The organism is Paenibacillus sp. PastF-3 (assembly GCF_029893135.1).
GTDB lineage: Bacteria > Bacillota > Bacilli > Paenibacillales > Paenibacillaceae > Paenibacillus_AQ > Paenibacillus_AQ nitricinens.
The window spans coordinates 42,966-62,163 of sequence record NZ_JARXWM010000029.1 but is presented as its reverse complement, the minus strand read 5'-3'; the positions used below and the strand labels follow the sequence as shown (position 1 = coordinate 62,163).

Here is a 19,198-nt window from a genome sequence, read left to right as displayed (position 1 = left end):
CCTTTCTTGGTGGACTTCGCAATCCCGAGAATACCCTACTTTTTTGTTGCCTGGCTAGGCTCCAAATCCTGGTACACAACTTATTTTACGCCATCGGCGCGAACGTTGAAATTAATTTTTAGTTGTAGAATATGCAATTAAATAATGCGGAAGGTTCTCTTTTGCGGTAAATTTTAGGATATGGAAAGTTATTTATGATGTTCGAGGGGGCGCTAAGGATGCTAATTGAACTAAAGGAAGCAAGTTTGTCAGATGATCGTGATATTTTTGAGATGATTGCGGAGATCGGTCCGGGAGAGAATGGATTCGTTAACAATGGTTTTGATATGGTTTACAGTGAATTTCCTGATTTCATCAGGGGGCGGATAGCTCTTTCACGAGGTGATAATCTTCTACCAAACTATGTCCCACAAACCAACTATTGGTTAGTGATTGACTCTTATCCTGTTGGTGTTGGCAAACTAAGACATGCCTTAAATGATCAATTAAGAAAGTCAGGTGGACATATCGGGTATAGCATCAGACCGAGTGAACGAGGAAAGGGTTATGGCACAATGATGTTAGCAGAGCTGCTAAAAAGAGCTGCGGATAGGGGGATTAATGAGGTCATGCTGACTTGTGAGCCGAACAACGTATCTTCGAGAAAGGTTATTGAAGCGAATAAGGGAATATTAACCGGCATTGAGGATGAAAAATGTAACTACTGGGTTAGTCTATAGCTGGCGTGATGAATAGCGGGATAAGGAGTTGCTGATGGAGTTGCTAATGGGCAGCTCTTTTTTGTCTTTTACAAAAAAACTTGCAGTGCACGCCATGGAGATTCGTCTAAAATGTGAAATAAATTTTAAATTTTGTTGAAAACGCTCTATTCAAACACAAACAATTAGATTAAAATCAAAACAAAGAAAAATAAACAAAAAAATAAACATTCAAAAACGGAGGTATTCGCAAATGGTACAAAACTTATGGGATTCATCTCGGGAAACGGAAATAAACGGGGGATTGGATGCATTAGTGTTCCGCTCCAATCTGCTGGGCGAAGACCGCAGGGTCTGCAATTTTGGAGGAGGGAATACCTCTAGCAAAACGATAGAAATAGATTTCCGTGGTCGTGAGGTTGAGGTCATGTGGGTAAAAGGTAGCGGATCTGACCTAGCTACAATGAAAGCAGGGAATTTTACAGGATTGCGGCTTCAGGATATTGCTCCTTTGTTCGAGCGGGAGGAAATGCCTGATGAGGAAATGGTGGCCTACCTCGCGAACTGTATGATTGATCCTAAGCATCCACGTGCTTCTATTGAGACGCTGCTTCATGCTTTTTTACCATTCAAACATGTAGATCATACGCATCCAGATGCGATTATCAGCTTATGCTGTGCTCATAACGGTAAGGATATTGCGCGGGAAATTTATGGAGACCGTTTCGTATGGGTGCCTTACATCCGTCCAGGTTTCACTTTATCCAAAATGATTGCTGAGGGCGTACTTGCTAATCCACAAGCAGAATTGGTGTTGATGGAGAAGCATGGTCTGGTAACTTGGGGAGATACGCCGGAAGCTTGTTACGCTAAGACGATCTCTATCATAAATGAAGCTGAGCGTTACATCGAAGATAGAATTGAAGATGAGAACCTGTTCGGGGGCCGCAAAGCGGAAGCGCTTCCGGAAAAAGAGCGGCGGGCTGTCGCGGCGGCTGTAATGCCGTTGATCAGAGGCGCAGTTAGTGATGAACGTAAAATGATACTGACCTTCGATGATGCAGAAGATGTCCTGCGTTTTGTAGGTGGAGTTAACTCGGAGAAATTATCCAGTGTAGGTGCAGCCTGTCCGGATCATTTGGTACATACCAAAATGCTGCCACTATTTGTGAATTGGGAACCAAATGCCAGTGATATTGATGGTTTGAAGACGAAGCTGAACGAAGCGATTATCACATACAAAGAGCAGTATAAAGCGTACTTCGATCGCAATAAGCATGAGGGAGATGTAATGTTCGAAGCCGCACCGCGTGTGATTCTGATTCCCGGAGTGGGAATGATTAATACGGGCAAAAGCTGGAGCAACTCCAAAATTAGCGGTGCCTTGTATCACCGGGCGATTGCTGTTATGCGCGGAGCTACCGCACTGGGAGATTTCGTCTCTCTAAGTGAGAACGAATCATACAATGTGGAATATTGGCCTTTGGAATTATATAAATTATCGCTGGCACCAGCAGAAGCAGAATTCTCGCGTAAGGTTGCGTTTATTACTGGTGGAGCTGGAGGAATCGGGAGCGAAACTGCTCGTCGTCTAGTGTCCGAAGGGGCGCATGTTGTGCTGGCAGATCTCAATCTGGAGGGTGCTCAGAAAATTGCCGAGGAGATTAACGATAAATACGGTGAGAATCGTGCGTTCGCTGTTAAAATGGATGTAGCGCAGGAGGAGCAAGTTACCGCAGCTTATGCGGAAACAGCACTTATTTATGGCGGAGTAGATATTATTGTTAACAATGCTGGGCTTGCGACTTCCAGTCCTTTTGATGAGACTTCATTAAAAGAGTGGAACTTGAACATTTCCGTGCTAGGAACTGGTTATTTCCTCGTTGCACGCGAAGCCTTCAAGGTGATGAAGGAGCAAAAAATCGGCGGTAGCATGGTATTTATTGGTTCTAAGAACTCCATATTTGCTGGAAAGAGCGTATCGGCTTACAGTTCTGCCAAAGCACTAGAAGCACATTTGGCTCGCTGTATTGCAGCTGAAGGTGGAGAGTTCGGTATTCGCGCCAATACCATTTTGCCGGATGCCATTCTACAAGGCTCAGCGATTTGGAATTCGAACTGGCGGAATGAACGGGCGGCTGCTTACGGGATTGAACCGGATCAACTAGAGGAACATTATCGTAAACGTACAACACTGCTTGTAAATATTTATCCTCGTGATATTGCTGAAGGCGTTGCCTTTTTCGCTTCATCCAAGTCAGAGAAGACGACGGGCTGCATGCTGACGATTGATGGTGGAGTGCCGGCAGCTTTTACTAGATAAGTGGAAGATGGAATATAGATAGATATAACGGAGGGAAGCCATGCTGATTGCAGACAGATATGAAAGAATCGTAGAACTAGTGAATGAACGTGGCAGCATTCGTGTCTCGGAACTGAGTACATTATGCCAAGTGACGGAGGAGACCATCCGCCGTGATCTTGATCGCTTGGAAAAGGCGGGGAGGCTGCTACGCTCGCACGGCGGTGCAGTCAGTCTGCGTGATCGTCAGCCAGAGACGCCCTATGCTGAACGTGAAATTATGAACGCAGCGGAGAAGCAGCAGATTGCTCGTGAAGCAGTGCTGATGATAAAGCTGGGAGATCGAATTTTGCTGGATGCTAGCACAACTGCATGGTATATGGCCTCACATTTGCCGGATATGCCACTAACTGTACTGACTAATTCTATTAAGGTAGCTGCGGAGTTAAGTGGGAAGGAACGAATAGATGTGATCTCAACTGGCGGTCAGCTGAGCCGAAGATCGATGTCCTTTGTTGGTCATTTAGCCGAGCGTTCGCTTGAGTTGTATCACGTGGATAAGATGTTTTTTTCCTGCAAAGGATTTCATCTCGAACGCGGCGCCAGTGAATCGAATGAGCTGCAAGCGATGGTAAAGCGAAAGATGATTTCTATTGCTGAGCAGGTGATCCTACTTTGTGACTCCAGCAAATTCGGAATTCAAGCGTTCACACATGTTGCCACGACTAGTGAACTGGATGTTGTAATAACGGATTACAGCCCTGCCACAGAACAGCTAAAGCAGCTACAGGAGCTGAACATCGCAATAACAACCGTGTAGATAATAGTGTTGCAGGAGGTGAAGACATGAAGGTATCGATGTTTATTACTTGCATCAGTGATGCTGTGTACCCAAAGGTCGGAGAAGCAATGGCACGTCTGCTAGCCAGATATGGCGTGCAGCTGGATTTTCCCGAAGTGCAGACCTGCTGCGGACAGCCTGCGTACAATAGTGGCTATTGGAATGAGGCACGTCAAGCTGCGCTTACGATTTTGCAGGCTTTCGAAGACAGTGACTTTGTCATTGCGCCTTCCGGGTCTTGCACCGGGATGCTTCATCATTACCCGAAACTGTTTCAGGATGATCCGGTTCATTTGGCCAAGGCGCAGAATTTGCAGCGTAAATCCTATGAGTTCAGCCAGTTTATGGTACAGGTGCTTGACGTCACGGATCTAGGGGCAGTATTTCCGCATAAAGTTACCTATCATCCTTCCTGTCATGGCACTCGGATTCTGGGGATTCGTGATGAGCCTATGTTACTTATGCAGAATGTGAAGGCGATGGAGCTAGTACCACTACCTTTTGCTGAGGACTGTTGTGGGTTTGGCGGAACCTTTGCCGTGAAGATGTCTGATATCTCCGGGGCGATGGTTACCGAGAAGTCAGATCATGTGCTGGAGTCGGAAGCCGAAGTCTTAACAGGTCTGGATATGGGCTGTCTCATGAACATTGCTGGGAATTTGCGTTATCGCCACAAACCGGTCCGAGTCATGCATTTAGCAGAGCTACTGTATGAGGGGGTGAGTGGACAATGAGTCAGAATGCCGCTCAGACTAAATCGGAATCGAATAAGGTGAAGCCAGCTACGGTAAAACAGCGTGCAGATTTGGCGCTGAATAATGATTTTTTACGCAAGGCGGTTCGCTTTACTACGGAAAGACTGCGTGACGGGAAACTGAAAGCAGCGAACGATCATGGGCACTGGGAAGAATGGCGCGAACGTGGGCGACAAATTCGCCTGCATACAATCGCTCATCTGGATTATTACTTAAATCTATTTGCGGACAATGCAAGAGCGAACGGCACGCATATTCATTTTGCGGCAACGGGTGAAGAGGCAGTGAAGATTGCTTTAGAGATTGCGCAGCGGAAACAAGCGGCTTCCGTGGTCAAATCAAAATCGATGGTGACTGAGGAGCTGCATTTGAATACGGCGCTTGAATCCATTGACGTGGAGACGATTGAGACAGATCTTGGCGAATATATTATTCAGCTTGCCGGAGAAACCCCGTCTCATATCATTATCCCAGCCATCCATAAAAACCGCTATCAGATTGCTGAACTGTTGTCCAAGGAGGCAGGGGAGGAGCTTTTGCCTGAGACTACAATCCTTGCAGGATTTGTACGGCGCAAGCTACGGGAGAAGTTCCTCGAAGCGGATATTGGGATGACGGGATGCAATTTTGCGATTGCAGAGACAGGTTCCATGGTGCTATTCGAGAATGAGGGCAATGCTCGTATGGTCACTACCTTGCCGAAGACGCAAATCACTTTGATGGGGATGGAGCGGATTATTCCTTCCTGGAGCGACCTTGAGGTGATGGCTACTTTATTGCCTCGTTCAGCAACTGGCCAGAAGCTAACAGTGTATATGTCCGGTATTTCGGGACCCCGTAGGAAGGATGATGGGGACGGGCCGGAAGAGCAGCATATTATTATCCTTGATAATGGTCGATCTGAGCAGCTAGGCGATCCAGAATTTCAGGAGCTACTGAACTGCATCCGCTGTGGAGCCTGTCTGAATGCCTGCCCTGTCTACCGTCATATTGGCGGTCATGCCTATGGTGGGACTTATAGTGGACCGATCGGAGCGGTGTTGACCCCAGCGCTGAACAAAAATGTAGATCAATGGGATGATATCGCGGGTGCATCAAGTCTGTGCGGTGCGTGTTATGAAGCTTGTCCAGTCAAAATCCCTCTGCATGATATGCTTATCTATTTACGTCGGCGTAAGGTAGAGCGAGGTTACGGAGACAAAGCGGAAGGTCTTGGCATGAAAGGCTTTGGTGCGATTATGGCGAAGTCACAGCGATTCAGTAATGTGATGAAAGTAGGCAGAATCGGACAAAAGCTGCTTGTGAGAGACGGCGGAATTCCGTCTAAGTTTGGGCCGCTGAAAGGCTGGAATAACTATCGGATCGCTCCGAAGCTGGCGGATGAATCCTTCCGCGAGAGCTGGAAAGGGCTTCAGGAGGAGTTAGACAATAATATTCGCGAGATGGACCCGTCGATACAGAAACGGATGGAAGATTTATTAGCGAAGCGAAAGCGTGAAGAGCTGAAAGGAGAGCCCGGATATGACTGAGGAAACGCACATAGAATGGCTGGAGCGTATGGACCATGATTCTCGTGAGAAACAGCAGGTATTCATGAACGATATCGCTCGTCGCTTGAAGCATCCAAGAACGACTACGGCTCCTGCACATCCTTTTCGCGGCGCTCCAGATTATTGGCAAGAATTCCAGTGGAGTCCAGAAGAACGCATCGATCAATTTACTGCGAATTTTCAAAGTGCAGGTGGACATGTGTTTCGCGTGGCAACGATGGATGAAGCTAAAGCTTTTATCGTCAATAAAGCGAGTGAGATGCTCGCCCGTTATATTCTTCGGCAAAATGTAGCTGAGCTTGCGGCACTTCGATTAGAAGAGGAACTTGAAAATACTCGGGTATCTGTCTGGAATACGGATATGCAAGAAGCATGGAAAGCTAGGGCGGCGGAAGCTGATATTGGGATTGTGCTCGCGGATTATGCAGTTGCTTATACCGGCTCAATTACAGTGTTATCTTCTGCGGATAAAGGGCGCTCTGTCAGCCTTTTACCCACCGCATTAATTGCCATCATTCCGCTCGAACGGCTGAAGACTCGTCTGGGTGAGGTGCTTATTGATTTTGATGAAGCGGGACAATCGGGTCTCCCCGCAGGTATCCACTTTATCTCTGGACCCAGCCGTTCAGCGGATATTGAGAATGATCTGACGATAGGTGTGCATGGCCCGGGAATCGTATTCGCCTTGCTGGTAGGTTGATGAGGAGATAAGGAGTGTTGTTTAAGAATGAATGCTGGGGCGCATAAACAGGGTCAGAATCATATTGCTATTGATATTGGAGCCTCTAGTGGGAGAGTCGTTTGCGGAACCTTGCAAGAACCGGAAGGAAACTTATCATTAACAGAAATCCACCGTTTTAGTAATGGGTTCTCTGAGAAGAATGGTAATCTTTATTGGGACGTCGATTATTTATTTGCTGAAATAGTAAAAGGCTTGCAGAAGGCGAAGTCAAAAGGAATTGAGCAGTGTACCGTCGGAATTGACACTTGGGCCGTGGATTACGTACTTCTGGATCAGAAGGGTACACGAATTCATGAAGTTTTTTCTTATCGTGATTCCAGAACAGATAGAGCGGTACAAAGCCTACATCGTAATATATCAACTGTAAGCGTTTACGGTAAGACGGGGATACAAGTTCTCCCGATTAATACGTTGTACCAGCTGTTTGTGCATGATCAGGCAGATCTTGAAGCAGCACATTCAATCCTGCTGGTCCCTGATTATCTCTATTATCGGCTTACGGGACGCAGAATTAGTGAAGTCACGAATGCTTCAACCACGGGTCTGCTGAATCTGCAAACTCGGGATTATGATACTGATTTACTGGCACTGCTTGGTCTTTCAAAAGAGAAATTTCCCCCCTTAACGGAACCTGGGGAACAAATTGGCGGATTGACTGATGACCTGGCGGCACGCGGTGATCTTCCAGATTGTGAGTTCATAGCAGTTGCCACTCATGATACAGCATCAGCTGTACTAGGCGTTCCTGCAAGTAGCGACAAATGGGGATTTCTCAGTAGTGGTACTTGGTCACTCATCGGGGTGGAACGAGCTTCAGCTATCACAAGTCCAGAAGCGATGGAGCGCAATTATACAAATGAATGGGGAGCCTTCGGATCGTTCCGTTTTCTTAAGAACATTATGGGGATGTGGCTGATCCAAAAGGTTCGTGAGGAATATGGTGGTCAATACAGCTTCGGCGAACTGGTGGAGCTGGCAGAGCAAGAGATTCCTTTTAGATCCATCATCTACTGCAATGATGAACGATTCATGAATCCATCCAACATGATCAGCGAGATACAGGGCTATTGTGCGGAAGTCGGACAGTTGGTACCAAAGACACCAGGGGAGATTGCCAGATGTGTGTTTGACAGTCTTGCTCTTTCTTACTATTTCTATGTTCAGGATCTTCAGCTATTAACCGGCGAGAAGTGGGAGCGTCTGCACATTGTAGGCGGAGGGGCGAATAATGGTTTGCTATGCCAAGTTGCGGCGGATTTGCTAGCGATGGAGATTTACGCTGGTCCAACGGAATCCACCGCATTAGGTAATGTAGTTATGCAAATGATCAGCGTGGGTACGGTCGCAAACATTAAAGAAGCAAGAGAAATTATATATCGTTCATTTGATGTAACAATCTACATTCCACATGAGATGGAGGCTTCCCTAAAAACCGCGGCATTGGCTGAGTTTGCTCGGCTGCAGGTCGTTTAAGAGTAACTTTGATTGGGTGAAATAGCTGCGGGTGAGCGGAGAAGGGCGAAAATACCCCACATTGGGAGTGAAAAGCGGAAAGTGAGTGAAAAAGGGGTATAAATGCTCCAGATTGAGCTAAAGTAGCGGGAAGTGAGCGAAAGAGAGGTATAAATCCCTCTCATCGGGCGCAAAAAGCGGAAAACGTGCCAAAGTGGAGCAAAAATCCCCCTAAATGAAATCACAAAGACAATAACAGGAGGCTCAAGCATGGATCAGAATACAGAAAGCTTAAGGAGCATTCAGACGAGCTATAATGAGGCGAAAAAGCTCTACGAACTGCACGGCATTGACGTAGATAAAGTATTAGAGCAGCTTGCAGCAATCAAAATTTCATTGCACTGCTGGCAAGGAGACGATGTAAAGGGCTTCCTGAATAAGGAAGAGGAACTAAGTGGCGGGATCGCGGTCACGGGCAGTTACCCGGGGCGAGCTAGAAATCCGGAGGAACTGCGCCGTGATTTGGAGCAAGCACTAGCACTTATCCCAGGACGTCATAAAGTTAATTTACATGCTATTTATGCCGATACGGAAGAAACAGTAGATCTTGATGCGTTAGAGCCTAAGCATTTTGAAAGATGGGTGAAATGGGCTAAGGAGCAGGGACTAGGATTAGATTTCAATCCCACTTGCTTCTCTCATGAAAAAGCTAATGATGGCTTCACACTAAGTCACTCGGATCCTGAAATCCGCAACTTCTGGATTGCTCATTGCAAGGCTTCACGCCGAATCTCCGAATCTTTCGGTCAGGCACTGGGTCAGCCTTGTGTAACCAACTTCTGGGTTCCAGATGGATATAAAGATACACCGATCGACCGTCTGTCACCGAGAGTGCGACTTCAGCAATCACTGGACGAGATCTTCAGCGAGGAGATCGATCAGCAATATAACATTGATGCTGTAGAAAGTAAGCTGTTCGGAATTGGCTCGGAAAGTTATGTGGTAGGTTCGCATGAATTTTATATGGGTTATGCACTAAGCCGGGGCAAAGCGGTATGCTTCGATGCTGGGCATTTCCACCCAACCGAGACTATCTCGAATAAATTATCCTCTTGGCTGATGTTTGGTGATCAATTGTTGCTGCATGTTAGCCGTCCAGTACGCTGGGACAGTGATCATGTGGTGACTATGGATGATGAACTGCTGGAGATTGCTCGTGAACTAGTTAGAGGTCAATTCCTAGAAAGAACTCATATTGGACTTGATTTCTTTGACGGAAGTATTAATCACATTGCCGCTTGGGTGATCGGAACACGTAACACAATCAAAGCCCTGCTACGTGCGATGCTGGAACCGATAGAGCTATTGAAGCAAATTGAACTGGATGGAGATTATACTACTAGACTTGCACTGGTAGAGGAATTGAAATCTTATCCATTCGGAGCTATTTGGGATTATTATTGTGCGACGAATGGTGTGCCTGTCCGAGAAAGCTGGCTGAGCGATGTGAAGCAATACGAAGTAGATGTTTTATCAAAGCGATAAAGTACTTGTAATGGCGGTTACCACACGGTAGCCGCTTTTTATGTTCATGATTCGTACTTATTTGAAAAGATCTTTGATCTCTGGTATGTTTTATCAAAAAAAGAGAGAGAGGCTTTATTATGGAGAAATATGGACCCGATCCGAATGCGCTCTATCCAAATGAACAGATCAAAAGCATCTGTTATATCAAAAATGTGATTACAAGAAACAATATTACGGTTGGCGATTATACGTATTATGATGATATAGACGGTGCGGAAAAGTTTGAGGAGCATGTGACTCATCACTATGATTTTATTGGGGATAAGCTTATTATTGGGAAATTCTGCGCGATTGCTAAAGGTATTGAATTTATCATGAATGGTGCGAACCATCGAATGAATTCCGTTACGACCTACCCTTTTAATATCATGTCTAATGGCTGGGAGCATGCGGTTCCAGAACTATCAGATTTACCCATAAAGGGAGATACGGTGATCGGCAACGATGTGTGGATTGGACAGAATGTTACGGTTATGCCGGGTATACATATTGGAAATGGAGCCGTCATCGCGGCCAATTCAACAGTTGTGAAAGATATCCCGGCTTATAGTGTCGCTGGAGGAAATCCATGTAAAGTAATTAGACAACGTTTTGATGACGAATTGATCGAATATTTAGAAGCGCTTAAGTGGTGGGATTGGGATGCCGAGCGAATCTTTAAGAATCTTGAAGCGTTATGCAGCAGTGATTTGAATAAAATCAAAGAAATTAAATGATATTGTGTAAGTTTCATAGAACGAGCTATAGTTTATCTTAAAGATATAAATAATAGCTGAGGGTATACTGACTGTATGAACTTCATATGAACCTTGCGGAGGGAAATTCTAATGAAGAAAGATGATGATAAGATCACCACGGAACTCACAGCAGAGAAGTTTCCATACAGTAAAGAGAACGAGGAGATGGTGACGCGGAATTTTTGGACAAAAACTAAAAAGTTCGCAGGCAAGATCCCATTTACTAAAGATGCTATTGCGATGTATTATTGCGCAGTCGACGCAAAGACCCCTTTATGGGCAAAAGGAATTGCCTTCGGAGCGTTGGCTTATTTCATCTCCCCGATTGATGCGATACCGGATGCGATTCTCGGACTTGGATTTACGGATGATGCTGCAATTATTGCAGCAGGAATCAAAGCGATCTCAGGTCAGGTTACGGATGAACATAAGGAAAAGGCTGAAGCATTTTTTGAAAAATAGAAGGTGCAGCTTTGAGCTACACCGTAATATCCATACCTTCTGGACAGCTTTCTGCGGAAAGCTGTTTTGTTTTGTAAACCTCTCCCCAGTCTTTCATGAGTTTAATAATAGGGGTCAGCGTCTTGCCAAATTCAGTTAACGAGTATTCGACTTTCGGGGGAACCTGATGGTAGACCTCACGGTGAACAACTCCATCTTCTTCCAGCTCTCTAAGCTGCAAGGTTAACATGCGTTGAGTGATTCCTGGGCATATCCGTCGAAATTCGTTAAAGCGTTTCGTTCCATCCATCAAGTGATAGATGAGGATCCCCTTCCATTTTCCTCCTATAACATCGAGCGTAAATTCCACAGGGCAAGCTTCCTTATTGCTTTCTGGGTGATCTCCGAATCCACCTTTTCGATCACGCATAGCCGTTCAACTCCCATAGTATCATTTTGTATACTACATAACATTAATGTGCGTACTTTTAAAGAAGTGATATATATTCTAATATTATGCATGAGAACGGCAAACAGTCAAATGGGTCGTTGGTTCTAAGCAAACAAAAGGAGTGTTAAATATGGGTACTTTATCATTAAACAAAAATGAAATCCTGTCTGCCTACCAATTCAGACATGCAACTAAAGAATTTGATAGTCATAAGAAAATTAGTGAGTCAGACTTTCAGTTTATTCTGGAAACAGGACGTCTGTCACCAAGTTCATTCGGATTTGAGCCTTGGCGTTTTGTCGTAGTACAAAGTCCGGAAATACGCGAGAAATTACGAACTCATGCCTGGGGAGCACAAAAGCAATTGCCAACTGCAAGTCACTTTGTATTGATTCTCTCCCGTCTTCCTAAAGATATGTCTGCTGATTCCGACTATATTAGAGGGATGATGGAGCATGTCCAGGCGCTGCCTCCAGAAGTGATGGAAGGGAAAGGTAATATGTACGATAAGTTCCTGAAGGTTGATTTCGGATTGATGGAGAATGAGCGGGCAATGTTCGAATGGAGCTGCCGGCAGACTTATATAGCCCTTGGTAATATGATGACATCAGCCGCTTTAATCGGAATCGATTCTTGCCCAATGGAAGGTTTCGATAAGGCGAAGCTAGAGCAGATTCTTACCGAAGAGGGGATTATGGAGGCCGAACATTTTGGAATCTCCTGCATGGTAGCCTTTGGATATCGTTTGAATGAACCGCGTGGAAAAACACGACAAAGCGCAGAGCAAGTCATTCAGTGGGTTTAAATAAGCTGGGATTTCAATTTAGAGCAGCATAACGAAAATAACTAACCTGTAAAGTCTCCGGCGTTCCGGAGATCATACAGGGTATTTTTGTTTAATTCTTACAAGATTCGAAAAGTAATTGAAATTTTCATGAAAACTCTGATACTCTTATTGAGGTGACCCATTTTAAGCTTTATCGAGTTAATTTAATAATGAAGGGATCCTGCATCATGAAAATCATTCGCATAATTATCCAAGTGCTCCTGCTTTATTTGTTCTACTTGGCTGGAGACTTCCTGCAAAAGCAGCTGCATCTTCCTGTTTCTGGGAGTATCGTCGGATTACTTCTGCTCTTTGTTTTATTGCTATTCAAGGTTGTACCAGTGAAGTGGATTGAAGAGGGTGCAACAACAATATTAGCTTATCTTCCGTTATTTTTTATTCCAGCGACGGCTGGGATCGTGAAGCATATGGATATTTTTAGTGGGAGAGGTTTGCTGTTAATCTTGATTCTTATCGTTAGCAGCGTACTCACTATTGCAGTCGCAGCACATACCAGTCAATGGCTTTCAACCTTGAAAGACAAGAGTAAGGCGGGCTGGAACAGCAAGAGCTTAAGCGAAAAGGGGAAGGAAATATAATGTTTTTTATCGCGACAGGAATTGTCCTGCTTAATGTTGCAATTTATTTATTGATGTCCGTGGTATATAGACGTTTTCGGTTTCCTGTTCTTATTCCCGCTCTAACAGCCACAGCCCTTGTTGTAGCAATACTTCTATACTTTCATATTCCGTATGATACATATATGATAGGCGGTCAGTGGATTAATCAGCTACTGGGACCTGCTGTAGTGGCGCTAGCCTATCCATTATATAAACAACGTAATGTGTTAGTTGAGAATTTTCCGGCGATCCTAGGGGGCGCTATTGTAGGTTTGTTAATAGGGATGTTTAGTGGTTTGCTTTTAGCGGCAGGGCTAGGATTCTCTAAAATATATGTTTTGTCCATATTACCAAAGTCGATCACCACACCTGTAGCGATACAGATCTCGAATGGTTTAGGTGGGGACTCCTCGCTAACCTCCGTATTTGTAATGATTGCCGGATTTACAGGTGCAATTGGCGGTCCTCTCATTATTAAGCTGTTTAAGATTCGAAGCGAAGTTGGGATTGGGATCGGGTTAGGAACGGGTTCTCATGCACTTGGAACTGCAAAGGCACTGGAATATGGAGAACAGTCAGTTTCAATGAGCTCCGTAGCGATGACCGTCTGTGCTATTGTCGGTTCATGTATCGGTCCGGTGGTAGCTTGGATCATGTACCCTTAAATTCAATCATCATAACTATGTTTGCAAAACACTCCATCGGGTAACTATAACTAAAGAACAAATAAAGCAAAGCACCTGAGGAGGATTTCACATGTCAGATTATTCTCAAGATGAAGCGGAAATCCGCAACAAGGAAAATAAAGACGGCGATTCATTAGCTGAAATTAAGAAGATGGAGAATGGCGTGGACATCGAGCCAGAAGCAGACGATTGGGTAGCCAAGCCTGCAGAGTCCTCTCATCCTGATCCGCTTCCTAACGATTTAGACTAAATGATTCGGAAGACAGGCTGTCCTTCATCGGACAGTCTGTTTTTTCTTGAGATCGTTTTAGTAATTATTGTATAATGGAATCAAGTACAACCTCATCAGAGTATTTTATCCAAGTTCGTCGTTGCTTTTCGCTAATTCCACAGATCTCAGCCATTCTTGTTGCAGGGAGGAAATGAAATGCGTAGTCGGAACGAGAACAGCCGATATCGGCAAAAACGTGGCGAGGCTCTAGCAGGTAACTCTGAGAAAAAATATGGTTCAAACTTTGGCGTAAGAAGTGAGCTTACAATGGATACGTTAAAGAAACAATACGACGATCAGTCGCTGACCCCGGCTCAGAATCCTGAAGAACAACTTAAACCATAAGCGTGGAAGGCTAGAGAATCCACTTTCCTCCTTATATTTTGTAATGAAGGCATAACCTATGGGTTATGTCTTTTTTGTTGCGCATATCTCCTGAAGGATTAAGGCATAATAGGGCCGGATGGATATTTAAGAAAATAATGACAACTAGGAGCGGTGTATAAATATGATGACTTCTATATTTTCTTCAAGCGGAGAACCTGCGATGGCAGTGGCGGGCCAATATTTCTTTTATTTTATGATCTACTCTTTTTTAGGCTGGGTATTGGAGGGTACATATAACTTATATAGTAATGGAAGCTTTCGCAAAGAAGGCTTTCTAAAAGGTCCTTTTAAACCAATGTATGGATTTGCACCACTGCTTCTACTGATTGCCAGAGACTTAACCCTGCCTTTCCCAATTTTCCTCCTGCTTGCGTTAGTCGTTCCTTCAGCTGTTGAATATGTAAGTGGTAGGTTGCTGAAGACTGTCTTTCAAAAGCAATGGTGGGATTACTCAGGGATGTCTTATCAACTGCAAGGGCATATTTGCCTTCGATTCTCCCTATATTGGTGGGCGCTATCGGTAGCTTGTGTATTTGGGATTCAGCCGTTCATGGAGCTTTTATATTCACAAGTCCATAACGTTTGGGGAATTATTTATCCTTTCGTGGGACTCTATCTTATGGCTGATTTATTGTGGACTTGCTGGAGTCGGTATAGAAGTGAGAAGACCCCCCAATATCAAGATTAATGATGTCTATATGAACAACATAAGCATTCTTTTGTATATGAAGCACAAACATATCAGTTTTGTATAATGGTGATGTGCCGTGTCTGGATGCTCATTTCTTGAAGTGGTATGAGGAAGGACGTCTTGTCCAAAAATGGCTTTAAAGTGTTCGGCGAAGATCAACTAGATGATGTGGAAGTAATAATTGGAACTCATGTTACATAGTGTGTATAAGGGGAACGAAGCAGTGTCCTTGGGAGAGGAAATGCCGTCCGAAGAGCCATCCTTCATTTGGGATTGGAGGCGGACGCAGATGAGTATTGACCAGCTCATTTCATTGCTTGTTCTTGTCATCATGATCGTACAGCTTGCCGGCTACAAAGGGAAACATTAAGCTCAAAGTCTCACCTCATTGTAACTGCTTCCGGACCTCAGAAAGTATTGAGCCGTTCGGAAGCTTTTTTTGTTCTGCGCTAAGCATATTGCCGAATCTAAAGGATTCCATCACAGAGATGTCTAATATATACATAATGTGGATTTTTGGGAAGCCGGAGGAAAATGGATGATGTTCTATAAAACAGTGTGAGAGGGTGGATGAATAACGTGCCGATGTCTGAGTATTATCAGGAGATCCGAGGAAAAGTGGGTTCAGAGTTATTAATGATGCCTTCCGTAGCTGCAGTAATAAGAAATAAAGAAGATGAAATTCTGTTTATTCGAAAACCTGAAGAGTCTTTGTGGGGATTGCCAGCAGGCGCCATCGAGCCAGGGGAACGACCGGGAAGAACTTTGCGCAGAGAAGTATATGAAGAGACTGGATTAATGGTGCATCCTACTACCATTCTTGGGGTATTTGGCGGAGGGAAATATAGATACGAATATAACAATGGAGATCAGGTGGAATATACAGTCATCGTATTTGAGTGTTCTATCATCCGTGGAACGCTGAGAGCAATGGATGGAGAAGTCGAAGAATTTAAGTTCTTTAAAGAGAGTGAGCTGCCCGAGATGGCCATTCCCTATCCAGTGGAGATTTTCAAGAAAGACCGCGAAGTGACAAAGACGATATTTGAATGAGCTGGAGAGGAGTAATTCATGAAGACTTTTATTTATATGATTAGACACGCCGTATCACCTTTTGTGCTTGGGGATGAGAGAGAACGAGGATTATCTGAAAAAGGTCATGAGGACGCATTTAGAATTAAAGAACTGTTGGCGGAGGAAGAGATCACACATTTTGTCTCCAGTCCTTATAGACGAGCGATAGATACCATTAAATATTTGGCTGAAGCTTCGGAGCAAGAAATTGAGTTGTATGAGGAATTTAGAGAAAGAGCCATAGCAAGCATGGAGATCGAGATCAGTGAACAAGAATTTCTTCAGGCGATCCGGACATCATTCACAGACTTACAATATAAAATGCCGAATGGAGAGAGTACTCAGGAAGCGCAAGAGCGTGCGATCCCCATCATGAAGCAATTGATCCAGCAAAATAAAGGCGGCAAAATTGCACTAGGTACCCACGGGAATATCATGACCATTATCCTGAATTACTTCAATAAAGAGTATGGTTATGAGTTCTTTGAGCAGACTTCGAAACCAGATATTTATAGGCTGGAATTTGATGAATTAGAGCTTACTAGTGTGGAACGAATGTGGAACCCCGAAGTACTGAGTAAATGAAATATTTTATTAAGCTTAATTCGTTAAGCGTACTTTATGCCTTTATGTTGTTTGTCGTAATAGAGCTACTAGTGAATATTTATCGTATTAGTAGAATTTCTGGCTTGGAGCTGGATAAAGTAAATAACTTAGAGCTTATCTTCATATTTGTGTTATTTATATTTTGTTCTATTGGGTTTGTTTGGATGACAAAAAAATATTTGAATGGTAAAAAATCCAAGTATTTCACTACGATACTGTGGTATCCATATTTGATTCTGTTCATTAATTTATTCGCAGCATGGTTCCCGATTACAGAAGCTGCGGATAAACCAGTACCAGTAACAGGGTTAATCATAATAGGGGCCATGATTATTTATCCGTTTTATATCGTGATGATAAATATTATAGCAAGCATAAACTTCAAGTCAGACGCAGGATAGAGGATGGAAATGAGAGTCAAGGCTTTAAAAGAAAGAGTTATTTATGGATGCATCTGCCTAATTGTTATTGTACTTGGGTTATGCTCTAGAGCATTCTCGGAACAGCTACCCTTGTTTGTAACGAGACATTTTGGAGACGCGCTGTGGGGCAGTATGGTTTACTTTATGTTTCGCGTTCTGCTAGTGAACCGGAAGCTGTGGATCGCTTTTATGTGGAGCCTGATGTTTAGCTTCGGCATAGAATTTAGCCAACTGTATCAAGCAGAGTGGATCAGCAACATCCGTGCTACCGTACCCGGCGGGTTGATTCTCGGAAAGGGATTCCTATGGATTGACCTTGTACGATATACCGTTGGAATTACGCTTTCTTACGGACTGGATCAATACTTTCGCTCAAAACTGCACCGAATAGATAAATAGTTCTCAATGGAGATGAACCTACAAATGGTAAATAGCTTGATTGTAGTATGCTTGCTTACAATGATTATTCATACAGCAGAAACGTTATCTTATTCGGTAAGATACGCCGGGGTGAAGCTGAACAAGATAGCTATTGCTTTGTCTTTGACAGGCATTATTGTTCTCGTGTCAAGAACTGCAAACATGATTCAAGCTCCACTGACGGCTAAATTCGTAGATTATGCCAAAATACATTCTGATTTCCCACTACTTAATTACCTGAGAATTATATTATTAGCTTCTTCATTAGGGACATTAATAGCCATTGCTATTTTTCCAACCTTCGTAGGCTTGTTTGGGAGAATCATCTCAAAGCTTGAAATTGAAGGTTCTATTCCCAAGCTGCTTACGAGCGTAACGATCGGGCAGTTAAAAAATACTAGAAAATACATAAGAAAACCAAAAGTGAATCTATATAACTTCAGATACTTGGGGATTCCTAAACGTTTTATTGTTATGAATGTTTTTGTTACAGCCTTTTACACCGTAGGGGTCATTTCATCTTTGTATGCTGCTCATCTAATGCCTCAATATAGCACGACTGCTTCTCAAGCCTCTGGATTGATTAATGGAATGGCGACTATACTGCTGACCATATTTATCGACCCACAGCTTGGTCTTATTACCCATAAAGCCACTGAAAATGTAGAATACCGTGATCAGCTAGGAAAAATATATGTGGTATTGATGGGTTCACGATTTCTAGGTACTATATTTGCTCAGCTCCTGATTGTGCCCGCAGCCCAACTAATCAGTATATTAGTGAAGCTGATATGAGCCGGTGGGAGCGAATCATTATGGAAGCTTAGACTCTGCAGATCGTAGAGCTAGGGAGATCTTCTGCTCCCAGCTGTAAATATTTTGATGCATGTCATGAATTCGTTTCATTTGCTCAAAGGATGCTTTCATTTTTATTGCTGCCGTAATCGCATCCCCTTGTTTTACAGCCGATTTATATTGTTTATCTGCTTCTGAACGAACTTTCTGTGCTATAGCGATATTCTTGTTCTCGGCGGTGATTTGCTTCTTCAAAGCTGTGATCGGGGCCAGAGCATCTTTGACAGGCTTGATCTTGGCAGCGGTTTGCTTGCGGGCAGTTGCCAATGCGTCTGTCTTCGCCTTCATTTCAGTGCGAGCGAGTGTTACCGCAGCTTTGAGCTTATTGCGTCTTAGATCCAGGAGAGTGGCTGTCTTAAAATCCTTAGCTTTCTTGGCTGCGGTAGACTGCTTACTGAGAGTGCTGTATTGTTCCAGCAGGGGAGCATGTTTCTTCTGAGCTGACGTAGCTTCAGATGATAAACGACTCAGCAGAACCTTATCTGTTGACTCTATGACAGAATGAATAGATTTCAGTGTTTCATTATTCTGCTTACGTAACATTTGAATTTTTGAGCTATAGGACTTGAGGGCTACTTGAAGTGAGGTATAATTAGCATGGAGACCGTTAATGTCATCTAAGGCTGACTCCCAATCTGTACCTGCTGAAGCTAATGTTAGGTTGATGTTGAGGAGGGCTACTACTAGAATGAATTGGACAAACCGCTTTAAATAACTAAAATTGTGAATAAACATTCATTTCAGCTCCTTAATTAGTCTATGCGCGCAAAAAAGCACCTCCAAG

Annotated in this window: 24 protein-coding genes; 22 read left to right on the top strand and 2 right to left on the bottom strand. The window is 43.9% G+C overall.

Going from position 1 to position 19,198, the window contains the following annotated elements; genetic code table 11:
* The first annotated feature begins 218 nt into the window (after positions 1 to 218).
* The 10 genes from M2444_RS32025 to M2444_RS31980 all read left to right on the top strand — a co-directional run bounded on the left by M2444_RS32025 (position 219) and on the right by M2444_RS31980 (position 11,126).
* Positions 219 to 719 carry a GNAT family N-acetyltransferase gene (locus M2444_RS32025; RefSeq protein WP_094870150.1) on the top strand — a complete coding sequence of 167 codons (501 nt, stop codon included), beginning with the start codon at positions 219 to 221 and terminating at the stop codon, positions 717 to 719.
* A gap of 232 nt (positions 720 to 951) precedes the next feature.
* The gene (locus M2444_RS32020) at positions 952 to 3,021 is read left to right on the top strand and encodes a bifunctional aldolase/short-chain dehydrogenase (RefSeq protein WP_280789006.1); all 2,070 of its coding nucleotides are present in this window, start codon (positions 952 to 954) and stop codon (positions 3,019 to 3,021) included.
* Between the two features lie 40 nt (positions 3,022 to 3,061).
* Complete coding sequence (locus tag M2444_RS32015) at positions 3,062 to 3,820, top strand: DeoR/GlpR family DNA-binding transcription regulator (RefSeq protein ID WP_280789005.1); 759 nt, start codon at positions 3,062 to 3,064, stop codon at positions 3,818 to 3,820.
* 26 nt (positions 3,821 to 3,846) lie between these two features.
* Positions 3,847 to 4,575: a (Fe-S)-binding protein gene (locus tag M2444_RS32010; RefSeq protein WP_280789004.1), complete on the top strand. Its 729-nt coding sequence runs from the start codon at positions 3,847 to 3,849 to the stop codon at positions 4,573 to 4,575.
* Positions 4,572 to 6,125: a LutB/LldF family L-lactate oxidation iron-sulfur protein gene (locus M2444_RS32005; protein WP_280789003.1), complete on the top strand. Its 1,554-nt coding sequence runs from the start codon at positions 4,572 to 4,574 to the stop codon at positions 6,123 to 6,125. The genes M2444_RS32010 and M2444_RS32005 overlap by 4 nt, the downstream gene beginning before the upstream one ends.
* On the top strand, positions 6,118 to 6,846 hold the full coding sequence (locus tag M2444_RS32000; protein WP_094870145.1) for a LutC/YkgG family protein: 729 nt from the start codon (positions 6,118 to 6,120) through the stop codon (positions 6,844 to 6,846). Before M2444_RS32005 ends, M2444_RS32000 begins: the two co-directional genes overlap by 8 nt.
* Before the next feature lie 27 nt (positions 6,847 to 6,873).
* Entirely contained in the window at positions 6,874 to 8,361 is a 1,488-nt protein-coding gene (rhaB, locus tag M2444_RS31995) for a rhamnulokinase (RefSeq protein ID WP_280789002.1), read from the top strand.
* Positions 8,362 to 8,610: 249 nt separating this feature from the next.
* Complete coding sequence (gene rhaA / locus M2444_RS31990; RefSeq protein WP_280789001.1) at positions 8,611 to 9,885, top strand: L-rhamnose isomerase; 1,275 nt, start codon at positions 8,611 to 8,613, stop codon at positions 9,883 to 9,885.
* A gap of 119 nt (positions 9,886 to 10,004) precedes the next feature.
* Positions 10,005 to 10,643, top strand: a complete 639-nt coding sequence (locus M2444_RS31985; RefSeq protein ID WP_094870142.1) for a Vat family streptogramin A O-acetyltransferase — start codon at positions 10,005 to 10,007, stop codon at positions 10,641 to 10,643.
* A gap of 111 nt (positions 10,644 to 10,754) precedes the next feature.
* On the top strand, positions 10,755 to 11,126 hold the full coding sequence (locus M2444_RS31980; RefSeq protein WP_094870141.1) for a YkvA family protein: 372 nt from the start codon (positions 10,755 to 10,757) through the stop codon (positions 11,124 to 11,126).
* Between the two features lie 16 nt (positions 11,127 to 11,142).
* On the opposite strand, the gene M2444_RS31975 is transcribed toward M2444_RS31980, so the two are convergent.
* Positions 11,143 to 11,535 carry a winged helix-turn-helix transcriptional regulator gene (locus M2444_RS31975; protein ID WP_094870140.1) on the bottom strand — a complete coding sequence of 131 codons (393 nt, stop codon included), beginning with the start codon at positions 11,533 to 11,535 and terminating at the stop codon, positions 11,143 to 11,145.
* A 151-nt stretch (positions 11,536 to 11,686) separates the two neighbouring features.
* On the opposite strand from M2444_RS31975, the gene M2444_RS31970 reads away from it, so the two are divergent.
* The 12 genes from M2444_RS31970 (at position 11,687) to M2444_RS31915 (ending at position 18,354) form a co-directional block, all read left to right on the top strand.
* Positions 11,687 to 12,361: an NAD(P)H-dependent oxidoreductase gene (locus M2444_RS31970; protein ID WP_094875121.1), complete on the top strand. Its 675-nt coding sequence runs from the start codon at positions 11,687 to 11,689 to the stop codon at positions 12,359 to 12,361.
* A 209-nt stretch (positions 12,362 to 12,570) separates the two neighbouring features.
* Positions 12,571 to 12,981: a CidA/LrgA family holin-like protein gene (locus M2444_RS31965; RefSeq protein WP_280789000.1), complete on the top strand. Its 411-nt coding sequence runs from the start codon at positions 12,571 to 12,573 to the stop codon at positions 12,979 to 12,981.
* A complete protein-coding gene (locus M2444_RS31960) occupies positions 12,981 to 13,667 on the top strand; it encodes an LrgB family protein (RefSeq protein ID WP_280788999.1) in 687 nt (228 codons plus the stop codon). The genes M2444_RS31965 and M2444_RS31960 overlap by 1 nt, the downstream gene beginning before the upstream one ends.
* Before the next feature lie 91 nt (positions 13,668 to 13,758).
* Positions 13,759 to 13,938, top strand: coding sequence for a hypothetical protein (locus M2444_RS31955; protein WP_042126589.1), 180 nt, complete (start codon positions 13,759 to 13,761; stop codon positions 13,936 to 13,938).
* 177 nt (positions 13,939 to 14,115) lie between these two features.
* Complete coding sequence (locus M2444_RS31950) at positions 14,116 to 14,304, top strand: hypothetical protein (protein ID WP_280788998.1); 189 nt, start codon at positions 14,116 to 14,118, stop codon at positions 14,302 to 14,304.
* Positions 14,305 to 14,467: 163 nt separating this feature from the next.
* Positions 14,468 to 15,034 (top strand): putative ABC transporter permease, encoded by a 567-nt coding sequence (locus M2444_RS31945; protein ID WP_280788997.1) that lies wholly within the window; start codon positions 14,468 to 14,470, stop codon positions 15,032 to 15,034.
* A gap of 226 nt (positions 15,035 to 15,260) precedes the next feature.
* Positions 15,261 to 15,407: a hypothetical protein gene (locus M2444_RS31940; RefSeq protein ID WP_156113097.1), complete on the top strand. Its 147-nt coding sequence runs from the start codon at positions 15,261 to 15,263 to the stop codon at positions 15,405 to 15,407.
* Positions 15,408 to 15,616: 209 nt separating this feature from the next.
* Positions 15,617 to 16,090 carry an NUDIX domain-containing protein gene (locus M2444_RS31935; RefSeq protein ID WP_094870182.1) on the top strand — a complete coding sequence of 158 codons (474 nt, stop codon included), beginning with the start codon at positions 15,617 to 15,619 and terminating at the stop codon, positions 16,088 to 16,090.
* A gap of 18 nt (positions 16,091 to 16,108) precedes the next feature.
* A complete protein-coding gene (locus tag M2444_RS31930) occupies positions 16,109 to 16,696 on the top strand; it encodes a histidine phosphatase family protein (protein WP_280788996.1) in 588 nt (195 codons plus the stop codon).
* 185 nt (positions 16,697 to 16,881) lie between these two features.
* Positions 16,882 to 17,118 (top strand): hypothetical protein, encoded by a 237-nt coding sequence (locus tag M2444_RS31925; RefSeq protein ID WP_280788995.1) that lies wholly within the window; start codon positions 16,882 to 16,884, stop codon positions 17,116 to 17,118.
* Between the two features lie 9 nt (positions 17,119 to 17,127).
* The gene (locus tag M2444_RS31920; RefSeq protein ID WP_280788994.1) at positions 17,128 to 17,538 is read left to right on the top strand and encodes a ribosomal maturation YjgA family protein; all 411 of its coding nucleotides are present in this window, start codon (positions 17,128 to 17,130) and stop codon (positions 17,536 to 17,538) included.
* A gap of 24 nt (positions 17,539 to 17,562) precedes the next feature.
* On the top strand, positions 17,563 to 18,354 hold the full coding sequence (locus tag M2444_RS31915) for a lipid II flippase Amj family protein (RefSeq protein ID WP_094870132.1): 792 nt from the start codon (positions 17,563 to 17,565) through the stop codon (positions 18,352 to 18,354).
* A gap of 18 nt (positions 18,355 to 18,372) precedes the next feature.
* On the opposite strand, the gene M2444_RS31910 is transcribed toward M2444_RS31915, so the two are convergent.
* Entirely contained in the window at positions 18,373 to 19,149 is a 777-nt protein-coding gene (locus M2444_RS31910; RefSeq protein WP_094875126.1) for a hypothetical protein, read from the bottom strand.
* Positions 19,150 to 19,198: the final 49 nt, after the last annotated feature.

Bases quoted from the DNA above. Each gene is read 5' to 3' on its own strand.
- M2444_RS32025 (WP_094870150.1), top strand. From the start codon at position 219: ATGCTAATTGAACTAAAGGAAGCAAGTTTGTCAGATGATCGTGATATT.
- M2444_RS32020 (WP_280789006.1), top strand. From the start codon at position 952: ATGGTACAAAACTTATGGGATTCATCTCGGGAAACGGAAATAAACGGG.
- M2444_RS32015 (WP_280789005.1), top strand. From the start codon at position 3,062: ATGCTGATTGCAGACAGATATGAAAGAATCGTAGAACTAGTGAATGAA.
- M2444_RS32010 (WP_280789004.1), top strand. From the start codon at position 3,847: ATGAAGGTATCGATGTTTATTACTTGCATCAGTGATGCTGTGTACCCA.
- M2444_RS32005 (WP_280789003.1), top strand. From the start codon at position 4,572: ATGAGTCAGAATGCCGCTCAGACTAAATCGGAATCGAATAAGGTGAAG.
- M2444_RS32000 (WP_094870145.1), top strand. From the start codon at position 6,118: ATGACTGAGGAAACGCACATAGAATGGCTGGAGCGTATGGACCATGAT.
- rhaB (WP_280789002.1), top strand. From the start codon at position 6,874: ATGAATGCTGGGGCGCATAAACAGGGTCAGAATCATATTGCTATTGAT.
- rhaA (WP_280789001.1), top strand. From the start codon at position 8,611: ATGGATCAGAATACAGAAAGCTTAAGGAGCATTCAGACGAGCTATAAT.
- M2444_RS31985 (WP_094870142.1), top strand. From the start codon at position 10,005: ATGGAGAAATATGGACCCGATCCGAATGCGCTCTATCCAAATGAACAG.
- M2444_RS31980 (WP_094870141.1), top strand. From the start codon at position 10,755: ATGAAGAAAGATGATGATAAGATCACCACGGAACTCACAGCAGAGAAG.
- M2444_RS31975 (WP_094870140.1), bottom strand. From the start codon at position 11,535: ATGCGTGATCGAAAAGGTGGATTCGGAGATCACCCAGAAAGCAATAAG.
- M2444_RS31970 (WP_094875121.1), top strand. From the start codon at position 11,687: ATGGGTACTTTATCATTAAACAAAAATGAAATCCTGTCTGCCTACCAA.
- M2444_RS31965 (WP_280789000.1), top strand. From the start codon at position 12,571: ATGAAAATCATTCGCATAATTATCCAAGTGCTCCTGCTTTATTTGTTC.
- M2444_RS31960 (WP_280788999.1), top strand. From the start codon at position 12,981: ATGTTTTTTATCGCGACAGGAATTGTCCTGCTTAATGTTGCAATTTAT.
- M2444_RS31955 (WP_042126589.1), top strand. From the start codon at position 13,759: ATGTCAGATTATTCTCAAGATGAAGCGGAAATCCGCAACAAGGAAAAT.
- M2444_RS31950 (WP_280788998.1), top strand. From the start codon at position 14,116: ATGCGTAGTCGGAACGAGAACAGCCGATATCGGCAAAAACGTGGCGAG.
- M2444_RS31945 (WP_280788997.1), top strand. From the start codon at position 14,468: ATGATGACTTCTATATTTTCTTCAAGCGGAGAACCTGCGATGGCAGTG.
- M2444_RS31930 (WP_280788996.1), top strand. From the start codon at position 16,109: ATGAAGACTTTTATTTATATGATTAGACACGCCGTATCACCTTTTGTG.
- M2444_RS31925 (WP_280788995.1), top strand. From the start codon at position 16,882: ATGACAAAAAAATATTTGAATGGTAAAAAATCCAAGTATTTCACTACG.
- M2444_RS31920 (WP_280788994.1), top strand. From the start codon at position 17,128: ATGAGAGTCAAGGCTTTAAAAGAAAGAGTTATTTATGGATGCATCTGC.
- M2444_RS31915 (WP_094870132.1), top strand. From the start codon at position 17,563: ATGGTAAATAGCTTGATTGTAGTATGCTTGCTTACAATGATTATTCAT.
- M2444_RS31910 (WP_094875126.1), bottom strand. From the start codon at position 19,149: ATGTTTATTCACAATTTTAGTTATTTAAAGCGGTTTGTCCAATTCATT.